Source organism: Saccharopolyspora elongata, from assembly GCF_004348985.1.
Classification (GTDB): domain Bacteria; phylum Actinomycetota; class Actinomycetes; order Mycobacteriales; family Pseudonocardiaceae; genus Saccharopolyspora; species Saccharopolyspora elongata.
In genome coordinates, this window is record NZ_SMKW01000019.1 from 97,203 (window position 1) to 118,392 (window position 21,190).

At 70.3% G+C, this 21,190-nt stretch carries 23 protein-coding genes; 13 read left to right on the forward strand and 10 right to left on the reverse strand.

Going from position 1 to position 21,190, the window contains the following annotated elements:
• Positions 1 to 108: 108 nt before the first annotated feature.
• The 3 genes from E1288_RS16490 (at position 109) to E1288_RS16500 (ending at position 1,639) form a co-directional block, all read left to right on the forward strand.
• Positions 109 to 444, forward strand: coding sequence for a hypothetical protein (locus E1288_RS16490; RefSeq protein WP_132485979.1), 336 nt, complete (start codon positions 109 to 111; stop codon positions 442 to 444).
• Between the two features lie 12 nt (positions 445 to 456).
• Positions 457 to 753, forward strand: a complete 297-nt coding sequence (locus E1288_RS16495; RefSeq protein WP_132485981.1) for a hypothetical protein — start codon at positions 457 to 459, stop codon at positions 751 to 753.
• Positions 754 to 1,000: 247 nt separating this feature from the next.
• On the forward strand, positions 1,001 to 1,639 hold the full coding sequence (locus tag E1288_RS16500; RefSeq protein ID WP_132485983.1) for a DUF4360 domain-containing protein: 639 nt from the start codon (positions 1,001 to 1,003) through the stop codon (positions 1,637 to 1,639).
• A gap of 19 nt (positions 1,640 to 1,658) precedes the next feature.
• Here E1288_RS16500 and mycP read toward each other — a convergent pair whose 3' ends face one another.
• From mycP to E1288_RS16535, 7 genes are all read right to left on the reverse strand, one after another.
• The gene (mycP, locus tag E1288_RS16505) at positions 1,659 to 2,939 is read right to left on the reverse strand and encodes a type VII secretion-associated serine protease mycosin (RefSeq protein ID WP_235883594.1); all 1,281 of its coding nucleotides are present in this window, start codon (positions 2,937 to 2,939) and stop codon (positions 1,659 to 1,661) included.
• A gap of 62 nt (positions 2,940 to 3,001) precedes the next feature.
• The gene (locus tag E1288_RS16510) at positions 3,002 to 3,388 is read right to left on the reverse strand and encodes a YbaB/EbfC family nucleoid-associated protein (protein WP_132485987.1); all 387 of its coding nucleotides are present in this window, start codon (positions 3,386 to 3,388) and stop codon (positions 3,002 to 3,004) included.
• Complete coding sequence (locus E1288_RS16515; RefSeq protein WP_132485989.1) at positions 3,369 to 3,887, reverse strand: hypothetical protein; 519 nt, start codon at positions 3,885 to 3,887, stop codon at positions 3,369 to 3,371. Before E1288_RS16515 ends, E1288_RS16510 begins: the two co-directional genes overlap by 20 nt.
• Positions 3,884 to 4,942 carry a WXG100-like domain-containing protein gene (locus E1288_RS16520; protein ID WP_132485991.1) on the reverse strand — a complete coding sequence of 353 codons (1,059 nt, stop codon included), beginning with the start codon at positions 4,940 to 4,942 and terminating at the stop codon, positions 3,884 to 3,886. Before E1288_RS16520 ends, E1288_RS16515 begins: the two co-directional genes overlap by 4 nt.
• A gap of 30 nt (positions 4,943 to 4,972) precedes the next feature.
• The gene (locus E1288_RS16525; RefSeq protein ID WP_132485993.1) at positions 4,973 to 5,299 is read right to left on the reverse strand and encodes a hypothetical protein; all 327 of its coding nucleotides are present in this window, start codon (positions 5,297 to 5,299) and stop codon (positions 4,973 to 4,975) included.
• 281 nt (positions 5,300 to 5,580) lie between these two features.
• The gene (locus tag E1288_RS16530; RefSeq protein WP_235883595.1) at positions 5,581 to 6,831 is read right to left on the reverse strand and encodes a sensor histidine kinase; all 1,251 of its coding nucleotides are present in this window, start codon (positions 6,829 to 6,831) and stop codon (positions 5,581 to 5,583) included.
• Positions 6,828 to 7,493 (reverse strand): response regulator transcription factor, encoded by a 666-nt coding sequence (locus E1288_RS16535; protein WP_207954381.1) that lies wholly within the window; start codon positions 7,491 to 7,493, stop codon positions 6,828 to 6,830. Before E1288_RS16535 ends, E1288_RS16530 begins: the two co-directional genes overlap by 4 nt.
• 287 nt (positions 7,494 to 7,780) lie before the next feature.
• On the opposite strand from E1288_RS16535, the gene E1288_RS16540 reads away from it, so the two are divergent.
• Positions 7,781 to 8,458: a helix-turn-helix transcriptional regulator gene (locus tag E1288_RS16540; RefSeq protein ID WP_132485995.1), complete on the forward strand. Its 678-nt coding sequence runs from the start codon at positions 7,781 to 7,783 to the stop codon at positions 8,456 to 8,458.
• 53 nt (positions 8,459 to 8,511) lie between these two features.
• Positions 8,512 to 9,168 (forward strand): winged helix-turn-helix domain-containing protein, encoded by a 657-nt coding sequence (locus tag E1288_RS16545; protein WP_132485997.1) that lies wholly within the window; start codon positions 8,512 to 8,514, stop codon positions 9,166 to 9,168.
• A 347-nt stretch (positions 9,169 to 9,515) separates the two neighbouring features.
• Here the strand turns inward: E1288_RS16545 and E1288_RS16550 are convergent, their stop codons facing one another.
• Positions 9,516 to 10,415 carry a DMT family transporter gene (locus E1288_RS16550; RefSeq protein ID WP_207954382.1) on the reverse strand — a complete coding sequence of 300 codons (900 nt, stop codon included), beginning with the start codon at positions 10,413 to 10,415 and terminating at the stop codon, positions 9,516 to 9,518.
• A 37-nt stretch (positions 10,416 to 10,452) separates the two neighbouring features.
• On the opposite strand from E1288_RS16550, the gene E1288_RS16555 reads away from it, so the two are divergent.
• On the forward strand, positions 10,453 to 11,865 hold the full coding sequence (locus E1288_RS16555; protein ID WP_132486001.1) for an aminotransferase-like domain-containing protein: 1,413 nt from the start codon (positions 10,453 to 10,455) through the stop codon (positions 11,863 to 11,865).
• 243 nt (positions 11,866 to 12,108) lie between these two features.
• Here E1288_RS16555 and E1288_RS16560 read toward each other — a convergent pair whose 3' ends face one another.
• Complete coding sequence (locus E1288_RS16560; protein WP_268951837.1) at positions 12,109 to 13,257, reverse strand: MFS transporter; 1,149 nt, start codon at positions 13,255 to 13,257, stop codon at positions 12,109 to 12,111.
• A gap of 148 nt (positions 13,258 to 13,405) precedes the next feature.
• On the opposite strand from E1288_RS16560, the gene E1288_RS16565 reads away from it, so the two are divergent.
• Positions 13,406 to 13,984 (forward strand): helix-turn-helix domain-containing protein, encoded by a 579-nt coding sequence (locus E1288_RS16565; protein WP_132486003.1) that lies wholly within the window; start codon positions 13,406 to 13,408, stop codon positions 13,982 to 13,984.
• A gap of 199 nt (positions 13,985 to 14,183) precedes the next feature.
• Complete coding sequence (locus E1288_RS48785; RefSeq protein WP_408013465.1) at positions 14,184 to 14,423, forward strand: response regulator transcription factor; 240 nt, start codon at positions 14,184 to 14,186, stop codon at positions 14,421 to 14,423.
• Positions 14,424 to 14,674: 251 nt separating this feature from the next.
• On the opposite strand, the gene E1288_RS16580 is transcribed toward E1288_RS48785, so the two are convergent.
• Positions 14,675 to 15,538 carry an RNA polymerase sigma-70 factor gene (locus E1288_RS16580; RefSeq protein WP_235883598.1) on the reverse strand — a complete coding sequence of 288 codons (864 nt, stop codon included), beginning with the start codon at positions 15,536 to 15,538 and terminating at the stop codon, positions 14,675 to 14,677.
• A gap of 260 nt (positions 15,539 to 15,798) precedes the next feature.
• Here E1288_RS16580 and E1288_RS16585 point away from each other — a divergent pair, with 260 nt between their 5' ends.
• The 5 genes from E1288_RS16585 (at position 15,799) to E1288_RS16605 (ending at position 21,178) form a co-directional block, all read left to right on the forward strand.
• Positions 15,799 to 16,284, forward strand: coding sequence for a carboxymuconolactone decarboxylase family protein (locus E1288_RS16585; protein ID WP_132486009.1), 486 nt, complete (start codon positions 15,799 to 15,801; stop codon positions 16,282 to 16,284).
• Positions 16,285 to 16,479: 195 nt separating this feature from the next.
• On the forward strand, positions 16,480 to 16,926 hold the full coding sequence (locus E1288_RS16590; RefSeq protein ID WP_235883596.1) for an RrF2 family transcriptional regulator: 447 nt from the start codon (positions 16,480 to 16,482) through the stop codon (positions 16,924 to 16,926).
• A 93-nt stretch (positions 16,927 to 17,019) separates the two neighbouring features.
• Positions 17,020 to 18,441: an MFS transporter gene (locus E1288_RS16595; RefSeq protein WP_132486013.1), complete on the forward strand. Its 1,422-nt coding sequence runs from the start codon at positions 17,020 to 17,022 to the stop codon at positions 18,439 to 18,441.
• Positions 18,442 to 18,820: 379 nt separating this feature from the next.
• Positions 18,821 to 19,813 (forward strand): LysR family transcriptional regulator, encoded by a 993-nt coding sequence (locus E1288_RS16600; RefSeq protein WP_165968140.1) that lies wholly within the window; start codon positions 18,821 to 18,823, stop codon positions 19,811 to 19,813.
• A gap of 105 nt (positions 19,814 to 19,918) precedes the next feature.
• Positions 19,919 to 21,178, forward strand: a complete 1,260-nt coding sequence (locus tag E1288_RS16605) for a beta/alpha barrel domain-containing protein (RefSeq protein ID WP_132486017.1) — start codon at positions 19,919 to 19,921, stop codon at positions 21,176 to 21,178.
• Positions 21,179 to 21,190 lie beyond the last annotated feature (12 nt).

Genomic DNA, 21,190 nt, shown 5'->3' on the forward strand with positions numbered 1-21,190 from the left:
GCGGCGTTGGGCGCGGGCGATGGCAGGAACGTGCCGCGCCGGGGCGCGGGAGGGGTTCCGCGCTCTAGCTTCGGCATCGGAACCGCACGCCGAGCAGAGGAGGGGTGGATGGTTTCCAACCAGGCCCACATCGATTACGGGGCGATGCAGCACCTGGTCTCCCTGACGGAGAACAGCCAGCGCGACCAGAACGGCGCGAGCGTGGCCCACAGCCAGCGCAACAGCGAGACGGTCCAAGGTGGACTGCTGGGGTCGCCGCAGGTCGCGGCCTTCTCGGTCGGCCAGAACCGCGACGACCAGTGGCGGAAGGTCGCGGACCACAACCAGCTCCTGGTCGACAACAACAACCAGTTGCTCTCCGTGTACCAGGGCGGTCAGGACAGCGCCCAGAGCGTGCTCGTCGCGCCGGACTACGGCACCGCGAGCGTCATCAACCCCAGCTGAAGGGAGTAGCGAATGTCGACCGGCGGGGAATTCAAGATCGTCTGCGACATGATGGACATGGCGATGTCCGATGCCCAGAAGACGGCAGCCCAGATCGGGGACTACTTCGACGGGCAGGTCCAGCAGGCGATGAACATCAACCACTTCGACGAGGCCCACCAGCAGATGGCGCAGTCCTACCAGCTGCGCCAGAAGGAAACCGGGTACTGGCAGGAGGGGCTGAACGCGGAGGGCAACGCCTACGGCAACGTCGGCGACATCGGCAACCAGACCCTGCGGCAAGGCATCAACATCGTCACCAACATCTAGACGCTGTTTTCACCCGGGCGCCCGAAGGCGCCCAGCCCACCGGATGCCCGGCGCGCCATCGCGCCGGGCATCCGGCGTTGGTGCCGGGGTTCACCTTTCCCGTCCAGTTTTCCCTGCGCATTAACAGTTTTCGGAACCCGGCGGCTTTAGACCGTTCAGAGGCGTGCGGCGACCGGTCCCGCCGCTACTCTCATCGCATTCACAGCAGTGAAGTTTTGTCTGTTCGCTTCCACGAAGGGCGTTCGCCATGTTCGCTGCTCTTTCTGCTGCCGCTTTGACGGCCCTGACCATGTTTTCCCCGGTGGGCTACCACGACGACGTTCCGCCGCCGACCGGCAAGATCACCATCGATGTCGCGACGGTGAACGGATCGGGATGCCCGGCGGGAACCGCCGCGATCGCGGTGTCCCCGGACAACACCTCGTTCACCGTGAGCTACAGCGACTACCTGGCCAAGGTGGGCCCGGGCGCGGATCCCACCGCTTTCCGCAAGAACTGCCAGCTCAACCTGATCGTCAACATTCCGCAGGGATTCACCTACGGCATCGCCAGCGCCGACTACCGCGGTTTCGCCCACCTCGAACCGGGGGCGACCGGGCTGGAGAAGGCGAGTTACTACTTCCAGGGAATGTCGGAGACGGGCCGTTTCCAGACGCCGTTCTCCGGCCCGCTGAGCGACAACTGGCAGGTGACCGACTCCACCGAGATCGGCGCGATCGTCTACAAGCCGTGCGGCGAACAGCGCAATTTCAACATCAACACCGAATTGCGGGTGGACGCCGGCACCTCGGACCCGTCGAAGACGAGCTTCATGTCGATGGACTCCACCGACGGCAACATCGACACCACCTACCACTTCCAGTGGAAGGAATGCCCGAAGCCGTAGCGAGTCCGGGCGCCGATCCTCAGCGATCGGCGATGAGGAAGATCTGCTCAGGTGGTTCGACGGCGGCGGGTTCGGCGGGCAGCGAGCGCGCCCGGCCCGCCCGCCAGCGGCGCCGTCGCCCGCGAGGCAGGACCACCGCCATCGCCGCGGCCAGCACGACCACCCCGGCCGCGGCGATGGTCAGCCACTTCGCCACGTCCGCCGTGCCCTGCTCCCACGCGATCCGGTCGAGTCGCGCCTGATCCAGGGGCTGCGGGACGTGCGCCGGCAGCGCCGCCGGGTTGTCGAGGTCGAGCCCGTCGGTCACCGCCCGGTACGGATCGACCAGGCCCGCCCCGTAGCCGTCGCCGGTCGCTCCGCCGCGGGCCGGGCTCGCGGTGGCCATCAGCCGCTGGGCGACCTCGGGAGCGGTGAGCCGGGGCCAGGCGGCGCGCACCAGCGCCGCGGTCCCGGCCACGAACGGCGCGGCGAAGCTGGTGCCGTCGACGTAGGTGTGACCGTCCACCCTGGTCGTGGCGAGCACCTTCTCGCCCGGCGCGACGAGGTCCACGTACCGGCCGATCTGCGATCCGGACATCCGGGCGCCGTCGATGTCCACGGCGCCGACGCCGAGCACGCCGTCGTACGCGGCCGGGTAGGACGGCAGTTCGGCGCTCGCGTCCCGCTGCGCGTTGCCGGCCGCGGCCACCACCAGCACGTCCTTGGCCACCGCGTACGCGACCGCGCCCCGGATGGCGGGGTAGTCGTCCGGCCCCGCCAGGGACAGGTTGATCACCTTCGCGCCCTGGTCCGCGGCGTAGCGGATGCCGTTCGCCACCACCTGCGGGTCGATCCGCAGCGACTCGCCGCGATCGCCGACGTCCCGGTCGCTGATCCGCACCGGCAGGATCGCCGCGTCCGGCGCGACCCCGTGGAAGCCGACGCCGGGCACCTGGTCGGCGGCGATGATCCCGGCCACCCCGGTCCCGTGGGAGACGCAGTCGAACGCGCCCGGCAGCGCGCCAGTCAGGTAGAAGTCGCGGCCCGGCAACACCTTTCCCGGCCGGCGCAGCTGCGGGTGGTCGGCGTCGACGCCGGAGTCGACGACCGCGACCAGCACCCCGGAGCCCCGGCTGTGCGGCCAGGCGCGCTGCGGGTCGAGGACCTGCTGGGCCCACGGCTGCTCCCGCACCTGCGGGCGGGTCGGCTCCGGGTCGTGGCAGGCGCCGGGCGGGGGAGCGGCGTCCGCGACGGCGCCGCCGGTGATCTGAAGCGCCGTCGCGGCAAGCACCGCGGCGAGCAGCACTCGATGTCGTCTCATCTCCACCATGGTCTTCCCGGTGCGGGCCGCATCGCTGCTCGTGGCCGCAACAGGCCACGAGCTCAGCGGGTGCGGCCCAGTGCGCGGTCCAGTTGGTGCAGCGAGGGGTCGAAATCGACGTCGGTGCGGTCGATTTCGGCGTCCGGGGGCAGGAACGGCTTGGCGAGCTCGAACACGTCCTGGCGCGCGCAACCGGCCGCGAACCGGATGGTCCCCATGATCTGCTCGGCCAACCGCCGCGAATCGGGGGCGTGGAAGACCCGCGGATCGATGTGCAGCTCGACGAGTTCGCCGCGGCCGCTCACCGTCGCCGAGACGAGGCCGTCGGCGGAGTCGGCGGTGACCCGCATGTCGGTCAGCTCGTCCCGGAACTTCCGGATCCCGTCGGCGAGGCGCTCGTAGGTCTCCCGCATCTCGCCGAGATCGTGGTCATCGGTCCCGTTCTGCACGCGTTCCCCGTCCCTTTCCGACACTGCCGGCGAGGCGGGTGGCTTCGGCGATGACCGCGGGCCAGTCGTCCTGCCCGGCACCCGCGACCGAGACGACGACCAACCGATTCCCGTCCGGCACTTGCACTTCCGCCTTGATCCGCGGCAGGAGCAGCTCCTCTCGCGCCCCGGCGACCTCCGGCGGCAGGCGGTACTCCCCGGCGTGCAGGGCCACCAGCGCCGGCCCGTTGGCCAGCGTCGCGACGCCGACCTGGGCCGCCGGGTGCCGCCGCCGGTAGGGCACGACGAGGCTGCTCGCGACCGCCACCGCGGGCAGCGGCATCGCGCGCAGCGGGGCGACGCCGACGGCCAGCGCCAGCGAGACCGGCGGATCGCCGGCGGTGAACCTGCCGAGGATGCTCGCGCCCTGCTCGGCGGCGCCCGGTGGCAGCGGCATCGCCTCGAAGCCTTCGGGCAACGCGATCTCCGGCATCCGGGATCGGGAGGCTACCGCCGTCATCGTGCCCCCACCCGGTCCCGTGCCCTGGTTTCGTCGCGCGCGCCCTGGTTCTCGTTGTCCGCGGCGATCCCGTCCCCGGCCGCGTTGGCGAACGGGACGACGATGCCCAGCGGTGTTCCCTTGAGCGCTACCTGCAAGGGGTTCTCCGGCACCCAGTAGGACTCCAGGTCGTTGAAGTACGTCGGCGGGCCTTCGTCGGGCGTGGCAAGCTCCGCTCCGATCTGCTGCCCGACGACGAAGGTGGTGCCGTTCGGCACGCCGGACGCGCCGTAGATGACCGCCTGCCGGTCCCAGTTCAGCGTCTCCTCGGCGACATCGGCGCCGGCCTTGTCCGCCAGCGTGTGGCCGCCCAGCGCCACGACGCCGGTGCCCAGCGACGCCTTCCCCAGCGCGTTGCTGATCCCCTCCGCTATGGGATTCGGGACGACCCCGGCCACATCGGAGGCCAGGCCGAGCGTGGTGCTGATGTCACCCACCACATCGGACACCTTGTTGACGAGTTCGGCGTTGTCCGTCAGCAGGTCCTGGCCCCTCTCCAGCAGGTTGCGGCCCTCGCCGAGCTCCGCGACGATCGCGCCGTGGTCCACGTCCCGGCGGTTGGCGATCCCGTCCAGCAGGCCGTTGAGGTGGTTGTTGATCCACGAGGCGACCTGCTTCACGATCCGCTCCTGGGCGTCGTCGCCGATGAACGGGACGGCACCGGCGGCCTCGTACGGGACGGTGTTGAGCGCGATGATGTTCTGGATGTACTGCTTCGCGTTCTTGACGTCGGCGGCGAACGCGCCGGCGAGCCCGCCGAGCTGCACCATTTGACCGGCGGCGCCGACGCCCAGCTTGATCTCCCAGGTCAGCACGCTGACGAACTGGCCGCCCCCCGGGTCCTGCCAGGCCTCCCAGACCGCCTCAAGACCCGCCTCGTTGAGCCCCGCGAACGCCGCGGCGGAATCCAGCAGCGCGAAGTAGATCGCGCCCACCATGTCCTCGTTGGTGTCCGGCCACTCGGTGAGCGGCTTGACCTTGGACCACAGTTCCCCGGAGGGTTCCGAAACAGGCACAGCACTTCCCAGTGTCGCATGTGGACGGATTCAGCGGATGCCGGGAATTCCGCCCTCGATGGTCTGGCTCGCGGCGATCTCGGCCTCCCGGTACGCCTGAACGGCGACGCGGCCCGCGTGGGTGGTCATCTCCAGCTTGTCGAGCACGCCGTCGGCGAGGGTGCGGACCTGCTCGGCCGCCGGGACGTAGGTCGGCCGGAACGCCTGCGCCAGCCTGCCCTGCCCGATGCCCTCCTCGTTGTTGACGGTCACCGGCCGCAGCCGGAGCCAGGTGTTGCTGGTCTCGCTCAGGAGCGACTGGATCTGTACCACCTCGGTGTCGGTCGCTTCGAGTCGCATGTTGAGTTCCCAGGTCACGCCCCACCCCGAAGTCTCGTTCCAGCCCGGATCCGGACCAACGGTAGGCGCGGAGATGGCGGACGAGGACCGGATGACACCTTGCTGCCATCACCGTCGTGCGCGACCCGGCGGCGGAACGCCGAACCCTTCGAACGGGTCGATGTGCCGCCCTGGCACGACATCACGATCCGCAGTTTCAATTGAAACCTGCGTCCGCAGACACCCCGACGTCCAGTTTCAATTGAAACTTGTGGTTCGTTGGACCTGTGGCCCAGTTTCAATTGAAACTCGGCACCCGGTCAGGACGCGCTCAGCGGGAGGCGCAGCTCGAAGATCGCGCCACCCTCGTCGGCGTTGTAGACCGCCAGCGTTCCGTTGTGGGCTTGGGCCACCCAGCGCACGATCGACAGGCCCAGGCCGGACGATCCGCCGGTGCTGCTGAACCGGTCGAAGGCGTCCGCCGCCGCCTCCGCGTCGATGCCGGGGCCGTGGTCGGCAACCGTGACGGTGCCGCCGGCCACCGTGATGTGCACGATCGCGTCCGCGCCCGGCTGCCGCCCGTACCGCATCGCGTTGTCCAGCAAGTTTCCGATGGCCCGCTGCACCAGCACCGGGTCGGCGTCCACTTTGGTCGGTGCCGCGGTGACGGTCACCTGCGCCCCGTCGGTCCTGGTGTCCTCGACGACGCCGACCACCAGCTGGTCCAGCCAGACCGGCTGGATGGTCAGCTGCTCCACCCCGGCCGCGAGCCGCGCCCGGGCCAGCAGGTCGTCGATGATGCTGCCCATCCGCGCCGCCAGCTGGACGGTGCGCGGCAACAGATCGGCGCGCTGGGTCGGGTTGTCGAGCGCGGTTTCGGCGAGCGCGCGCAGCGCCGCCACCGGCGTCCGCAGGTCGTGCGCCGTCTCGGCTAGCAGCACCTCCTGCTGCTGCAGCGCCGCTGCCGCGGGCCGGATCGAGCGTCCGGACAACAGGTGGCTCGCCACCCCCAGCCCGCCGATCAGCACCGCGCAGCCGCCGATCACCACCAGCACCAGCTCGGTGTGCCGCTGCTGCTCCGGGCGGGCGTCGGCGACCGCGACCACCGCGCCGATGTAGGTGCCGTCGCGGCTGATCAGCGGCTCGGCCCGCACCCTGACCGGCTCGCCGCCGGTGCCCTCCTGGTAGCCGGAGACCAGGTTGCCGGAACCGACGGCCCCGGCCGCCAGCCCGTTGAGCACCCCGATGTCCATCGGCACGCACTGCCGGTCCGACAGGTGCGGCTGGAAGGTGGGTGCGCCGCCGGGCAGGATCGCGAACTGCGGGCAGCCTTCGTTGAGCACGTCGGCGTTGACGAGGTTGAACTGGATGGCCTCGTCGAAGCCGACGAGCCTGCTGACCGACGAGGTGATCCGGTGCAGCTCCGCATCGGTCTGCTCGATGCCCCGCTTGCCGTCCTCGCTGATCACGAACCAGGCGAGCACCACGAGCCCAATGGCGTTCATCGCCGTGAACAGCGCGGTGAGCGTCCAGCGCAGCCTGCGCAGCCGGTCCGCTGCGGAGTGGTTCACGGCGTGCCGAGCCGGTAGCCGACGCCGCGCACCGCGTGGATCAACTCGGGTTCGCGCAGCTTGCGGCGCAACCTCCGGACCGTCGCGTCGACCACGTTGGACATCGGATCGGTCTGCTCGTCCCAGCAGTGCTCGATCAGATCGGCCCGTCCCACCGTTCGCCCCGCCCTGGTGAGGAGGTATTCGAGCACGGCGAACTCCTTGTTCGTCAAGGTCAGCAGCGCGCCCGCCCGGCGCACCTCGCGACGCGCGCAGTCCATCACGAGGTCGGTGTGGCTCAGCACGGTGGGCCGGAAGATACCGGCCCGGCGGCAGAGGTTGGCCACCCGCTCGGCGAGCTCGGCCATGGCGAACGGCTTGACCAGGTAGTCGTCGCCCCCGTGCTCGAACCCCGCCACCCGGTCGGCGAGCGCGTCGCGTGCGGTGAGGAACAGCACCGGCGCGTGCCAGCCCTCCCGCCGCCTGGCGTGGACGTAGTCGATGGCGTCGCCGTCCGGCAGCATCCGGTCGAACACCACGCAGTCGTAGTGGTTTTCGCGCAGGGCCGGATCCGCGGTCTTGATGTCCCCGCAGGCGTCGACCTCGACGTTCGACGTGCGCAGTTTCGCGGCGACCGCGATGCGCAGGTTCTCGTCGTCCTCGACGACCATGATCCGTGTCATCAAAACCTCATGTGGTGCGGAGGAAAGTCGGTGTCATGCAGTTCCAGCCACCCGCTCCGCCCGGTGCGCACACCGCGCGGAACACCTTCCTCGAGCCGGGGGACGCGAAGCGAGCCGCGCCCCTGAACGCTAACCCGAGGACGGGCGCAGGTCAGCCGATCGGTCCGATCTGGCATGAACCGGCCGCGGGCCGGAACTCGTTGCGGCACGCCGGGAAGCCCTGCTCGGGGGAGCAGCGGGACGCGGCCGCGCAATCCGATTCCCACCGCTCAACGGAGGTGCCCGTCATGAAAGCCCAGTCAGCAGGTCGGCTCAGCCTGGTCGGGGGAAGCGGTCCGGCGACGGGCCGCGCCAGGATGGACGCGCTCCTGGCCTCGGCCACCAGCGAGGTGCTGGTCATGGCCGTCGGCGCGCAGTCCTGGCCGATCGGTGCGCTGCGCCGGTCGGGCGCGAACCTGCGCCACGGCGTGCGGTACCGGGTGCTGGCGCCCGACGCGGTGCGGCTTTCCGGCGCGCTGACCGCCCTGGCGCTCGCCGGGGCGGAGGTCCGGACCGATGCCGAGGTCCCGATGGAGGCGGTGGTGGTCGACGGGACGTCCGCGGTGCTGCCCGCGGACCGCTCGAACGCCGGGAGCGCCACGGGCGCGGCATTCTTCCAGCTGCCCAGCGTGGTCACCGCGACCGTGGGCCTGTTCGAGCGGATCTGGCGGTCCGCGGTGCCGCTCACCCCGGCCGATTTGCCGGAATCCGGCGACGTTTCGGTGCTGACGAGCCGGGAGCGAGACCTGCTGACCCTGCTCTGCTCGGGCAGCACCGACGAATCGGCGGCGGCCCGCCTGGGCATCTCGGTCCGCACCGTCCGGCGGATGGTGGCCGACATCATGAACCGGCTCGGCGCGCGCAGCAGGTTCCAGGCCGGGGTCAAGGCGGCCGACCGGGGCTGGCTGATGGACGAGGCGGGGTGATCGGTATCGCCAATGCCGGTATGCGGGCGGCGCCGGCGCGCTAGCGTGCACCTGTGCGGGTGTTGGTGACCGAGGACGACGACAACTTGCGGGTGGCGCTCGACGGGGCCTTGCGCGGCGCCGGGTTCGCGGTGGACGTCGCGGCCGACCTGCCCGCCGCCGACGAGGCGCTGTTCGTGAACGCCTACGACTGCGCGGTGTTCGACCGGATGCTGCCCGCCGGGGACGCGCTGCACTACGTGCGCGGCAAGCGCGCGGAAGGCTGGCCGGTGCCGGTTCTCTTCCTGACCGCGCGGGACAGCCTGGCCGACCGGATCGACGGCCTGCGCCTCGGCGACGACTACCTGGTGAAGCCCTTCGCGATGGCGGAGCTGGTGGCCAGGGTGCGCGGCCTGTGCCGGCGCACCACGGCGGGCCGGCCGGCGGTGCTGCACTGCGCGGACGTCGAGCTCGACGGCGGCAACCACCAGGTGCGCCGGGCCGGCGTGCTGCTCACCTTGACCCGCAAGGAGTTCCTGGTCCTGGAGCGGATGATGACCTCGCCCGGCACGCCGCTGTCGCGCCCGGAGCTGATCGACTACGCGTGGGACGAGGCGGCGGACCCGGCGTCGAACGTGCTCGACGTGGTGATCGGCCGCCTGCGCCGCAAGCTCGGCGAACCACAGCTGATCCAGACCGTCCGCGGCTCCGGCTACCTGATCACCGGGTAACCCGCCCGCGCCAGGAACCCCCCAATTTTAGGCAAAATCGGGAACCTGCCCGGCCGGGATGAGCGATCCGGTTTCAGGTCGTTCCAGAATGGTGCGCGCCCCGTGCAGGACGTGGCCATCTGGGGCGCGGGGCGCCGTTTTCGCGCGAAACCGGCGCCCCGCGTGAGGGCGGGGCGACGGTTTCGCGCGAAAACGCCCACCGGTGTCAGGAGCCGGGAACCTCGGGAGAGCGGTTCGAAAACGACTTCTTGGGCAAGAGCGGCAGCGCCCCGCGTGGTCGCGTGGTGGGGGGAGCTCCCAATTTTAGGCAAAATTGGAAATCCTCCTAGTGGCCGCAAGGCGGGTGCTCAGCGCTTGGTCGCGGTCTGGCCGAGGCGGGATCGGACGGCGACTCCGGCGCAGGCGACCACCGCGATGCCGCCGAGGACCGTGGGCCAGGTGAGCTGTTCGTGCAGGAACAGCGCGGCCCAGCTGATGGTCATCACCGGCTGGGCGAGCTGGACCTGGCTGACCTGCGCCATCGGGCCGATCGCCAGTCCTCGGTACCAGGCGAAGAAGCCGAGGAACATGCTCACCACGGCCAGGTAGGCGAACGCGGCCCATTCGGTCGCGGTGCCGCTCGGGGCCTGCCGGGCGATCGAGATGCCGGTGAGCGCGATCATCAGCGGCGCGGAGAGCACCAGCGCCCAGGACACGGTCTGCCAGGCGCCGAGTTCGCGGGCGAGGAGCCCGCCTTCCGCGTAGCCGATCGCGGCCGCGACGACGGCGCCGAACAGCAGCAGATCGGACCAGTGCAGCCCGCTGAGCCCGCCGCCCTGAAACGCGGCGAACACGACGGCGGCGGCCGCGCCCACGGCCGCCATGATCCAGAACGCCATCGGGGGACGCTCGTGGCCGCGGATCACGGCCATCACGGCGGTCGCGGCGGGCAGGACGGCGATGACGACGGCGCCGTGGCTCGCGGGTGCAGTGGTCAGCGCGAAGGAGGTCAGCACGGGGAAGCCCACCACCACGCCGCCGGCGACGACCGCTACCCGGCTCCACTGGATGCCGCGGGGCAGGCGCTGCTTCGTGATCACCAGCGCGGCGGCCGCGAGCAGCGCGGCGATGACGGCGCGGGCGGAGCCGATGAACAGCGGTGACATGCCGCCGCTTTCGACGGCGACGCGGGTGAACGGGACGGTGAAGGAGAACGCCGCGACCCCGAGCAGGCCCCACCAGAGCCCGGTCCCCGACGGGGATAGCACTGGCGTTGCACGGATAGTAGCGCTATCGTTATTACTCATGTCCGACGATAGCAGTCCGGCGAGGATCGCTGCGGCCCTGAGGCAGTGGATCGCCGCGGCTCCGCCGGGGGCGAAGCTGCCGTCGACGCGTTCCCTGGTCGCCCAGCACGGAGCGAGCCCGGTCACCGTGCAGAAGGCGCTGCGCGGCCTGGCCGCGCAGGGCGTGGTGGAGAGCCGGCCGGGCGTCGGCACGTTCGTCCGCGCCGCCCGCGTCGCCCGCCCGAACGACTTCGGGTGGCAGACCGCGGCGCTCGGGGCACCGAACCACCGGATCCCGGAGCTGCCAACGGCTTTGCAGTCCGCCTCGAACGACGTGATCGCGCTGCATTCGGGCTATCCCGAGCGCGCACTGCTGCCGGAGCGCCTGGTCCGCGCTGCGTTCACCCGCGTGGCCCGCACCGACGCGCTGGTCGACAGGCCGCCGACGGCGGGCCTGCCGGAACTGCAGTCGTGGTTCGCGGCCGAGCTGGAGTCGGCGACCCCGGCCGGAACGACTCCGGTCGCGCCGAGCGACGTCGTGGTCATCCCGGGCAGCCAGGGCGGGCTGAGCACCGCGTTCCGCGCTCTCGTCGGGATCGGGCGGCCGCTGCTCATGGAGTCGCCGACCTACTGGGGCGCGATCCTGGCCGCCGCCCAGGTCGGCGTGCAGGTCATCCCGGTGCCCAGCGGTTTCGGCGGTCCCGATCCCGATGTGCTGTCGCGCGCGTTCGAGCAGTCCGGGGCCCGTGCCTTCTACGCCCAGCCCAGCTTCGCCAGCCCGACCGGGGCGCTGTGGTCGCCGGAGCTGGCAGGTCGGGTCCTGGACACGGTGCGGCGGCACGGCGCGTTCCTCATCGAGGACGACGCTGCGCACGACTTCGGCATGACGGCCGACCCGCGCCCGGTCGCCGCGCAGGACGACGGAGGGCACGTCGTCTACATCCGCTCGCTGAGCAAGAGCGTCTCCCCGGCGGTCCGCGTCGCCGGGCTGATCGCGCGCGGCCCGGCGCGCAAGCGGATCCTCGCGGATGCGCAGGCGGAATCCATTTACGTCAGCGGTGTTCTGCAGGCGGTCGCGCTCGACGTCGTCACGCAACCCGCCTGGCGGACCCACCTGCGCCGGCTCCGCCACGAGCTGAGAACCCGCCGGGACCTGCTCGTCGAAAGCCTCCGCGAGCACGCGCCCGGCGTGCAGCTGGAAGCCGTGCCGCAGGGCGGGCTGAACCTGTGGGTGCGGCTGCCGGACGCCATCGATCTCGGCCGGGTCATCCAGGAATGCAAGTCGGCGGGCGTCATCATCGGCGCGGGCAGCGAGTGGTTCCCGGCGGAACCGACGGGGCAGTACATCCGCCTCAACTACGCGCGGCCGAACCCCGGCGCCTTCCCCGACGGGGCGCGCACGATCGGCCAGGTGCTCGCCCGCGCGGCCTGAACGGTCGTTTCAGAATGGCTCCGCCTGGCTCGTCCCGAAGCCGTCCGGTGCCTGACACCGGTGGCGCTTTCGCGCGAAACCGGCACCGCTCCCCACGCGGAACGGCGGTTTCGCGCGAAACCGCCGTCCTGCACCCCGGGCCGCCACGTCCCACACGTGCCCGCGCACCATTCCGGCACGACCCCTAGGTCCAGCTGGTGCAGGCATGGCGGCTGACGTCGTGCCGGCCGCCATGCGCTGCGTTCAGCGGGTTTTCCGCGCCCGGTCGAGGAGGACGAGCGGGATGGCGGCCAGGGCGAGGGCCGCGCCGATCAAGCACACCGAGGTGAGAGCGGCCCCTTGCGCGAGCGAGCCGGCCGCCAGGACCGGCGTGATGCTGATGCCCAGCTGGAACGCCGATACGGTGGTGGCACCGGCGAGCGTCGGCGTATCGGCCGCGATCGCGAAGACGCGTCCGTAGAGGGCCGGGTTCAGCACGAACGCGGCGACGCCCAGCAGGAACACCGCCGGTACCACCGCCCAGACCTGCTGGATCGCGAAAACCATTGCGACGGACAGGATCACGATCGCCGATGCGCCGGTGAGCAGCGCGATGTGGGGGCGCCGATCGGAGACGCGGCCGCCGACGGACAGCCCGGCGAAGGCGCCGATCCCGAACAGCGCGAGGACGCCCGGGATCCACGCCTCGGGAACGCCGGTGATCCCGGCGAGCATGGCGGCCAGGTAGTTGAACGTGATCATGTACGCCGCGGTGGTCAGGATCGTGATCGCGTAGATGCCCCAGAGCACCGGCTTGCGCATCGTGGCGAGCTCCCGCGACACGCTCGGCGCGGCGGTCCGCTCGGCACCAGAGGAGGCAGGGAGCCCGAGCAGGCAGCCGACCATCCCGGCGGCGGTGAGGACCACCACTGCCCAGAAACCGCCGCGCCATTCGGTGAAGTGGCTCAGCAGCGTGCCCGCGGGGCCGCCGGCGACCATCGCCACGCTGAGACCGCTGACCACGACTCCGGAGGCGCGCGCGTTGCGGTCCGGTGTCACCAGGCCGATCGCGGTCACCGACGCGACGGCGAAGAACCCCGCGTAGGCGATGCCCGAGATCGCCCTGGTGACCAGCAAGATCTCGTAGTCGCCGAGCAGCCCGGCCACGATGCCGGCCGCGAAGACGCCCTGGGTGACCACCAGCGCGGTGCGACGCGGCCAGCGCAGGCTGAGCACGGCGAACGGCGGCCCGCCGATCACGACGCCCAGCGCGAACGCGGTGATCAGGAGCCCGGCGGAGGAGAGCGTGACGTCCAGATCGGCGGCGACCGCCGGTAGCACTCCGGCCAGCAGGAACTCCGCGCTTCCCATCGCGAACAGGCTGAAGCCCAGCAGGTACACACCGGCGGGCAACCTTTCGGAGCTTCCGCTCCGCGACGTCTTCCTCGTCGAATCCACAGTCGTGTCCACTCGGACCACCTCCACCGGGAGGATCGGGCGGTCTTCGCGGTTTCAGCAAACAACGTTGCCGATTCCGGGACGGATCTGTTCGACTGCCCGCATGGACGGAAACCCGAGCGTCGGCGCCGTGATCGAGCAGATCGCGCCGCGGCTGAGGCGCGTCCGCGAGAAGAAGGGCGTCAGCCTGGCCGATCTCGCGCGAGCCACCGGCATCTCGACCAGCACCCTCTCGCGCCTGGAATCGGCGCAGCGCAAGCCGAGCCTCGAACTCCTCCTGCCGATCACGGCGGCTCTCGGCGTCCCCCTCGACGAGATCGTCTCCGCGCCCCGGATACTCGATCCGCGCGTGCCGCAGCAGCCCGCGAAGACGGGCGGCCGGGTGCTGATCCCGTTGTCGCGGCACCAGGGGGAACCGCGCGCGTACAAGATGACGATCCCCGCGCACGACGAAGAGCCCCACCTGCGGACCCACCAGGGCTTCGAGTGGCTTTACGTGCTGCGCGGGCGACTGCGCGTGAAGCTGGGGGACCACGATTTCGTCATGGGGGCCGGCGAAGCGGCCGAGTTCGACTGCCGGATCCCGCACTGGTTCGGCGCCGCCGGACGCGGCGACGTCGAGGTGCTCAGCCTCTTCGGGAAGCAGGGCGAGCGCATCCACCTCCGCACCTCGCGGCGCTGAGAAGCTCCCGCCCGCGGCGTCACGGGTTCCAGACCATCGTCTGCTGGTGCAGCCGCTTGCCGTCCTGCCTGATGCCGGGAACCAGCGGCGTCGGGCCGTGCTTGGCGAAGCCCATGCGTTCGAAGAACCGGACCGCGCGGGTGTTCTCGCGCAGGGTCTGCAGAATGGCATCCCGGCGAACCGGCTTCGCGGAGCGCAGGTGGAGAACCTCAACCGCGAGGTCCTGGAGCCGCGCGGCGTGAACTCCGCCGGTTTCACGTCACGGGAGATCGACGTGCTGCGGCTGCTCTCGGAAGGCTGGGACACCGAGGAGATCGGCAAGGAGCTCTGCTATTCGGAGCGCACGGTGAAGAACGTCATCTACGCGATGACGAGCCGGCTGAACCTGCGCAACCGGCCGCAGCTGGTGGCCTACGGCGTGCGGATCGGCCTCATCTGACCGCCCGCTGATCCTCGTGACGCCCCGTTCCCATCAGGAGCGGGGCGTCCGCCAGTTCCAGGCAAGGGGTGCGGCGTTCGCGCCATCCGGTACATTGAGGACACTTCCGCCGCTCTCGCGGGCATCCGGCGCGCTTCCCGAAAGGCCTTGCCGGCGAACAAAGTGCGGTCGATCGGCTGCCCCACCGATGGCGCCGTGGTCGCCGATCCTCTTCCCGGAGGGCGACGAAGCCCGTTGATCCGCCGCCGGATTCAGCGGCGCAAGGCGGTTTCCCGTGCCATGTGCGACAGCTTTTCGGGATTGCGCACGGCGTAGAGCCCGGCGATGAGGCCGTCCTCGACGCGCACCGCCAGAACCGTGTCGAGTTCGCCCTCGTGCCGCAGGAGCAGCGCCGGGTGGCCGTTGACCTGTGCCGGACGCAGCGACGCCGCGGCGATCTTGCCCAGCACCTGGGCCACGGCTTCGGCCCCCACGAAGGGGGCCAGCGCGGCCTGCACGACCCCGCCGCCGTCGGTCAGCAGCACGACGTCCGGCGCGAGGATGTCGAGCAGGCGTTGCAGATCGCCCGTCTCGACCGCCCGCTGGAACGCCGTGAGCGCGTTCTGAGCCTGTGCCGGGGAAACGGCCCCGCGCGGGCGGCGCGCGGCGACGTGAGCCCGTGCCCGGTGCGCGATCTGGCGGACCGCGGCCGGGCTCTTGTCGACGGCCTCCGCGATCTCGTCGTAGGCCAGGTCGAACACCTCGCGCAGCACGAACACCGCCCGCTCGGTCGGCGCGAGCGTCTCCAGGACCAGCAGCATCGCCATCGAGACGCTGTCGGCCAGCTCGACGTCCTCGGCCACGTCGGGCGTGGTCAGCAGCGGCTCGGGCAGCCAGGGGCCGACGTAGGACTCCTTGCGGCGGCCGAGCGAGCGCAGTCGGCTCAGCGCCTGGCGCGTGGCGATCCGGACCAGGAAGGCGCGCTGGTCCCGCACCACGTCGAGATCGACGTCCACCCACCGCAACCAGGTCTCCTGCAGGACGTCCTCCGCGTCGGCGGCCGAGCCGAGCAGCTCGTAGGCGACGGTGAACAGCAGGTTGCGGTGGGCGACGAAACCCTCGGTGGCGGCGCTCATGCGGTCGCCGCGCGCGAGCGGCCCGGCCGTGTCCGTGGTCGGCTCGCTGCGCTCGTTCATCGCCGGCTCCTGTCTGCTCGTCCTCGACCCTGTCACACGCAAAAGGCGCCGACCCCGGCCGCTTTGTGACATCCGTGATCGGTGTCGTGCATCACACTGCCGCGTTGTCACAAGGAGCGGGTCGCCGGCATCTCCATGGTCGTCAAGACGCCGCGCGAACGATCCGCGCGGCATGCCACTGCACGAGCGAGGACGAAGCCATGGAACCCCGCATCAACCTGATGACCAACGAGATCGGCGCCAAGATCAGCAAGCGGATCTACAACGTCGGCCTGGCGATCCGGGAGTCGTCGCTGCCCAAGGCCCTCCAGGAGTTGGTGGAACTGCGCGCCAGCCAGATCAACGGCTGCGGCTGGTGCGTCGACGTCCACACCAAGGAGGCCGCGGCCGCCGGTGAGACCCCGGTCCGGCTCAACCTGGTCGCCGCCTGGCGCGAGTCCACCGTGTTCACCGAGGCCGAGCGGGCCGCGCTGGCGCTCGCCGAAGAGGGCACCCGGCTGGCCGACGCCCACGGCGGGGTGTCGGACGAGACCTGGGCCCAGGTGTGCGAGCACTACGACGAGGACCAGGTCGCCGCGCTGGTCTCCTTGGTCGCCATGATCAACGCCGCCAACCGGCTCGGCGTGATCACGCGCATGCGGGGAGGCTCCTACGACCCCGGCATGTTCGCCGGCCTGTCGAGCTGACCGGCAGGCGGATCCGGCCCGGGTCATCCGATCCGGGCAGGATCAGGTCGTATTCCATTGTGGACGAGCGTTGTCGGTCGGAAGTCGTTGTGCTCGGCGGCGTGAACTCCTTGCCGTGGTGGGGGCCGGAATTGACAGGTGATCGAACTGCAACTAGCTTTGTTGCAGTTCTGCAGGTGTCGCGAAGGAGTCGTGGTGGGTCTCAGCAGCAGGAGCGCGGTCGCGATCCACGCGCTCACGATGTTGGCGCGCTGGGACGACCGATCGCTGACTTCGGCGGAAATCGCGGAGAGCCTGGCGAGCAACCCGGTTCTCGTGCGGCGCATCCTCGGCAGCCTCCGGGATGCCGACCTGGTGCTGTCCACCGAGGGTCGCGGCGGCGGGTGGTCCCTGGCTCGCGCCGCGCGCGAGATCACGCTCTACGACGCGTACATCGCCGTCGAGGCGGGGCCGGTCCTGTCGCGGCACCCCCATCCGCCCAGCGCGGAGTGCGAGGTGGGGCGCAACATGAAGGCCCTGCTGGAGGCGGAGTTCCGGGACGCGGAGCGGGCGATGGAGGAACGGCTCGGCCGGACCACCATCGCCGACCTGGCCCGGAAGGTGCTGGCCTGCGAGCGCGAAGTCGCACTGCGGAACAGCTGACCGGGAAACGGTGGAGGAGAGTTCCTCCGCCGTTCTTTTTACCCAAACTGCAACCGTTGTGGTTGCGGTAATTTTCACGGAGGAGTGCGTCGAATGACATCCACGTCGATCGGGCCGGGACGAACCGGCACCGGACGGGCCCTGCTGGCAGTGCTCATGCCGGCGATCCTCGTCACGGTCACCGCAAGCGACATGGTCAACCTCATGCTCCCGTCGATCGGCGCGGAGTTCGGGGCGTCCGAAGCGGAACTGGCCTGGGTCGTCACGGGATTCCTGCTGATGTTCTCGGTCGGCATCCCGCTCTACGGCCGCCTCTCCGACCGGCTGGGCCTGCGGAGCCTCTTCGCCTTCGCCCTGGTGACCTACGCGGTCGGGAGCCTGGTCTGCGCGCTCGCCCCGGAACTCCTCGTGCTCGTGCTCGGGCGAATGGTGATGGGCGTCGGGGCGGCCGCGATACCCGTGCTGGCGATCATCTCCGTCACCAGGCTGATGCCGGAGGACGAGCGGGGGATGGGGATCGGCGTGGTCTCCGCTGCCGCGGGCATCGGCACCGCCGCCGGGCCGGCGATCGGCGGCGGGCTCGGCCAGTTCCTCGGCTGGCCCGCGCTGTTCTGGCTCGTGCTCGTGGTCGCGCTGGTGCTGCTTCCCCCGGCGCTGCGCGTGCTCCCGGGCGAGGCTCCTACGGGGGCGAGTCGCTTCGACCTCCTCGGCGGCGTCCTGCTGGGAATCGGCGCCGGGCTGGTCCTGTTCGGCATCACCCAGGCGCAGGTGGCCGGCTTCGGCGCGCCGTCTTCCTGGGGCAGCCTCCTGGTCGCGGTCGTGGCGATCGCGTTGTTCGGGTGGCGCACCGCTCGCGTCGCGCAGCCCTTCGTCCCGCCCGCGCTGTTCGCCAACCGGGTCTACCGGGCCGCGGTCGTCGTCGCGTTCCTGGCCATGGCGGTCAACCTCGGCGGCCTGGTCTTCGTCCCGCTGCTGGTGGTCGACGTCAACGGCCTCGCCCCGGGCGCGGGCGCCCTGGTCATGATCCCGGCCGGGGTCGCCGTCGCCGTCCTCTCGCCGCTGATCGGCCGTCTCGCCGACCGCATCGGCACCCGGCCCCTGGTGCTGGCCGGGCTCGCGACGATCGGGGTGTTCGCCCTGTTCCTCTCGACCGCCACGGGAGGCGCGTCGGTGATCCCCGCCGGGATCGGCATCCTCGGGCTCAGCGTCGGCTTCATCTTCGTGATCACGCCGATCATCAGCGCCGCGGCGAGCGCGCTGCCGGGCGATCAGGTGGGCGTCGGCCTCGGAATCCTCCAGGGCGCGCAGTTCCTCGGCGCCGGCACCGGCCCGGCCCTGTTCGGCGTGCTGGTCGCCGCGAGGCTGCAAAGCGGCAGCAACGCCATCAACCCCTTCTACGGCGGCCAGGCCGGGGCCGCCTACTCCGATGCGTTCCTGGCGATGGCCGTGGTCGTCGTCCTCGCGTTGATCGTCGCCTTCCGGATGCGTCCCGCAGCAACGTCGCGGGACAGCTGAAACACCCGCGCAACGCCGCCCGGGCGGCAGAGGCACAGATCGGCGAGCGCGATCCGATGCCGGGCTCAAGCGTTTTCATCGAAATGATCCGATTTTCTACCTGAATGTCGTAACGGGTCGGAAGATCATCGGGGACCGGACGTTTTCCATTGCTTGAAAGTGTGAATCCGCGCACTATCCGGCTAAATCGGCTAACGGCGCGGAACTGCGTTGATCGCCGGGTTCACGGCGGCCGTCCAGTCGTCCCGGATGCTCTATTCGGCGGATGTGGGACGGCCGCCGTCGCCTTTCGGCTGCAATACCCGGAGCATCGGACCGGTGCGGTAATCTTCTCCGCTGGGGTTTATTTCACGGCCAGCTCTGGGAAGGGTGCCGAAGCATGTCCGAGTTGTGGGATGAGACGCAGAGGTTAACCAACCCGCTGATTTCCCGGAACCTGGTCTACTTCATCGCGCTGGCCGACGAGCTGCATTTCGGCCGGGCCGCCGAGCGGCTGTTCGTCACGCAGTCGGCGCTTTCCCAGGGCATCCGCTCCATGGAGCGCCTCCTCGGCGCGGAGCTGTTCGTCCGGAGCAGGCGGGGAGTTCGCCTCACCGACTCCGGGAAGATCCTGCTGGGCGAGGCGACCTGCATCCTCCGGCGGTCCGAGCGGATAGCCCGGACGATCCGGGAGGTGGCGGGCGGGAGCTCCGGCCGGATCCGCGTGCTGTACAGCAGGTCCGGTGTCCACTTGGGACAGCGGCGGCTCGTCGAGGAGTTCCGCGGCGAACACCCCGAGGTCGACGTGGTGACGATCGCGGGGTGGGCGTCGCACAACGTCGCCGAGCTCCGCTCGCGCAAGGCCGACGTGGCCTTCGTGCGCACGCCTCCCGGTCTTCCGGACATCGACTGCCGGGTCATCGGGGAGGAGGAGCTCGTGGCCGTCCTCCCCGCCGGTTCGCCGCTGGCCGCCCGCGACCGCGTGACGCGGGAGGAGTTCCGGGCGCAGCCGGTCGTGATGTGGCAGCGGGAGAGCGGCCCGGAGTTCTACGACCGCGTCGTCGAACAGGTCTGGGGGCACGATGTGCCCGAGATCACTTCGGTCGAACCCGATTACGCCAACGTGATCGACGCGGTCTGCTCGGGTTCGGGAGTAGCCGTGCTGGACCGCTCGCTGGCCGAAAGCGCCGCGGCCGGCGGCGCCGTCTGCAGGCCCTTCGCCGGCCGGCGCCCGACCGGCGAGATTTCCCTGGCCTGGTTGAACAGCGACAACAGCCCGCTGGTCAGCAGGTTCGTCGAATTCGTCGCCGCCGAGGCGGGCCGGCACGGGCTCGCGGAGCCGGTGGAGCTGTCCGCCGCCCTCGCGCGGCAGGCGCGGGACAATCGGTTCTGATCAGACCATTAGAAAGTTTAATTAGAGGTCCGAACGGGCGCGATGTAATGTCGCCTGCGGTCAACGGTGACCGCCTACTCCAACCACCTGAAAGGGATCGGCTTCATGCTGTCGTTTCCGGAGGGACATCAGCCGCGTTACAACGACTTTTCAATTCGAGCGATCTCGGATGAAACACTTCGCGAAGGTGGCGAGCGTGCTCCATTCGGCGCCGACGATTCGCGCAAGCTGCGGTTGATCGAGGCGGTCACCGGTGCCGGTGTCACCGACATCGACGTCGGCTCGGGGATCACCGAGGCGGCGTTCGTGCGCAACGTGCTGGACGCGAAGTACTTGATGGGCAGGATTCCGGAGCGGACGGAATTCTCGTTCAACCTGACTTTGAAGACGTGGGAACCGCTGTGCGAACAGCTGGAGCGCAACATTCCGCGCGAGTACCTCAAGGAGATGTACGTCAGCATCGGCATGATCGAGATCGACAGCGAGAACAAGCTGTTCGAACGGGTCGCCGAGCGGCTGCGCTCCATCGGCGTGGGGCGGCTGCGATCCAGCCTGCTCAACGCTTTCTCCGGCACCGTCGACGAGGACAAGTACGCCCACCTCAACGACCAGATCGAGCGCTGCCGGCAGCAGGGGATCTCGCTGGTCCGGATCAACGACTCCGTCGGCACCCTGCTCCCGGACGCGACCGCGATCCTGGCGGCCAACCTGGTGCACGACAACGCGGACTTCACCTTCTACCTGCACGGGCACAACGACCGCGGCATCGGCACGGCTAACTCGCTGGTGTCGGTCTTCCACGGATTCCAGATGATCGAGGGCGGCGTCGCCGGCGTCGGCAACCGGGCCGGGCTCGCCGAGCTGGAGTCGATCGCCGCCGTCTTCGCCGAGCGCAACATCACCGTCGAGGCCGCGGCGCTGGACATCGAGAAGCTCTCCGCCGCCGCGCGGCTCTCCGAGGAGGTCTTCCTGGCCGCCCCGGACCCGTACCGGGCGGTGAGCGGTTTCCTGGTGGAGAACGAGAACGCGGGCATCGTGAACGTGCCGGACTACCTCGGCGTGTCCCGGCCGGTGGACTACTTCCTCAACCGGATCGGCCTGTTCCCGGTCTACATCAAGCAGATCCTCGCCGAGGCCGGCGCGGATCCGGTCATGCTCAAGGACGACGAGCTGATCCAGCAGATCTACGTCCGCCTCGCCGAGCAGATGGACGAGCTGTACCAGCAGAAGCGCGTCGAGTACGACCGGCTCGCGGCGCAGATCAAGGCGTTCTACGCGGACATGGTGCGGCTGAACGACGTTCAGACCACCGCGCTGGAGGTCATCCGCGAGCGCGCCGACCGCGCCACCGTGGTCGGCGTCTGAAATGGCGCGGCC

Coding starts and splice junctions, on each gene's coding strand:
- E1288_RS16580 (WP_235883598.1), bottom strand. CDS start 15,538: ATGAGCGCCGCCACCGAGGGTTTCGTCGCCCACCGCAACCTGCTGTTC.
- mycP (WP_235883594.1), bottom strand. CDS start 2,939: ATGAGACGACATCGAGTGCTGCTCGCCGCGGTGCTTGCCGCGACGGCG.
- E1288_RS16540 (WP_132485995.1), top strand. CDS start 7,781: ATGAAAGCCCAGTCAGCAGGTCGGCTCAGCCTGGTCGGGGGAAGCGGT.
- E1288_RS16535 (WP_207954381.1), bottom strand. CDS start 7,493: ATGACACGGATCATGGTCGTCGAGGACGACGAGAACCTGCGCATCGCG.
- E1288_RS16495 (WP_132485981.1), top strand. CDS start 457: ATGTCGACCGGCGGGGAATTCAAGATCGTCTGCGACATGATGGACATG.
- E1288_RS16600 (WP_165968140.1), top strand. CDS start 18,821: ATGTCCGAGTTGTGGGATGAGACGCAGAGGTTAACCAACCCGCTGATT.
- E1288_RS16585 (WP_132486009.1), top strand. CDS start 15,799: ATGGAACCCCGCATCAACCTGATGACCAACGAGATCGGCGCCAAGATC.
- E1288_RS16490 (WP_132485979.1), top strand. CDS start 109: ATGGTTTCCAACCAGGCCCACATCGATTACGGGGCGATGCAGCACCTG.
- E1288_RS16500 (WP_132485983.1), top strand. CDS start 1,001: ATGTTCGCTGCTCTTTCTGCTGCCGCTTTGACGGCCCTGACCATGTTT.
- E1288_RS16565 (WP_132486003.1), top strand. CDS start 13,406: ATGGACGGAAACCCGAGCGTCGGCGCCGTGATCGAGCAGATCGCGCCG.
- E1288_RS16595 (WP_132486013.1), top strand. CDS start 17,020: ATGACATCCACGTCGATCGGGCCGGGACGAACCGGCACCGGACGGGCC.
- E1288_RS16605 (WP_132486017.1), top strand. CDS start 19,919: ATGCTGTCGTTTCCGGAGGGACATCAGCCGCGTTACAACGACTTTTCA.
- E1288_RS16515 (WP_132485989.1), bottom strand. CDS start 3,887: ATGACGGCGGTAGCCTCCCGATCCCGGATGCCGGAGATCGCGTTGCCC.
- E1288_RS16555 (WP_132486001.1), top strand. CDS start 10,453: ATGTCCGACGATAGCAGTCCGGCGAGGATCGCTGCGGCCCTGAGGCAG.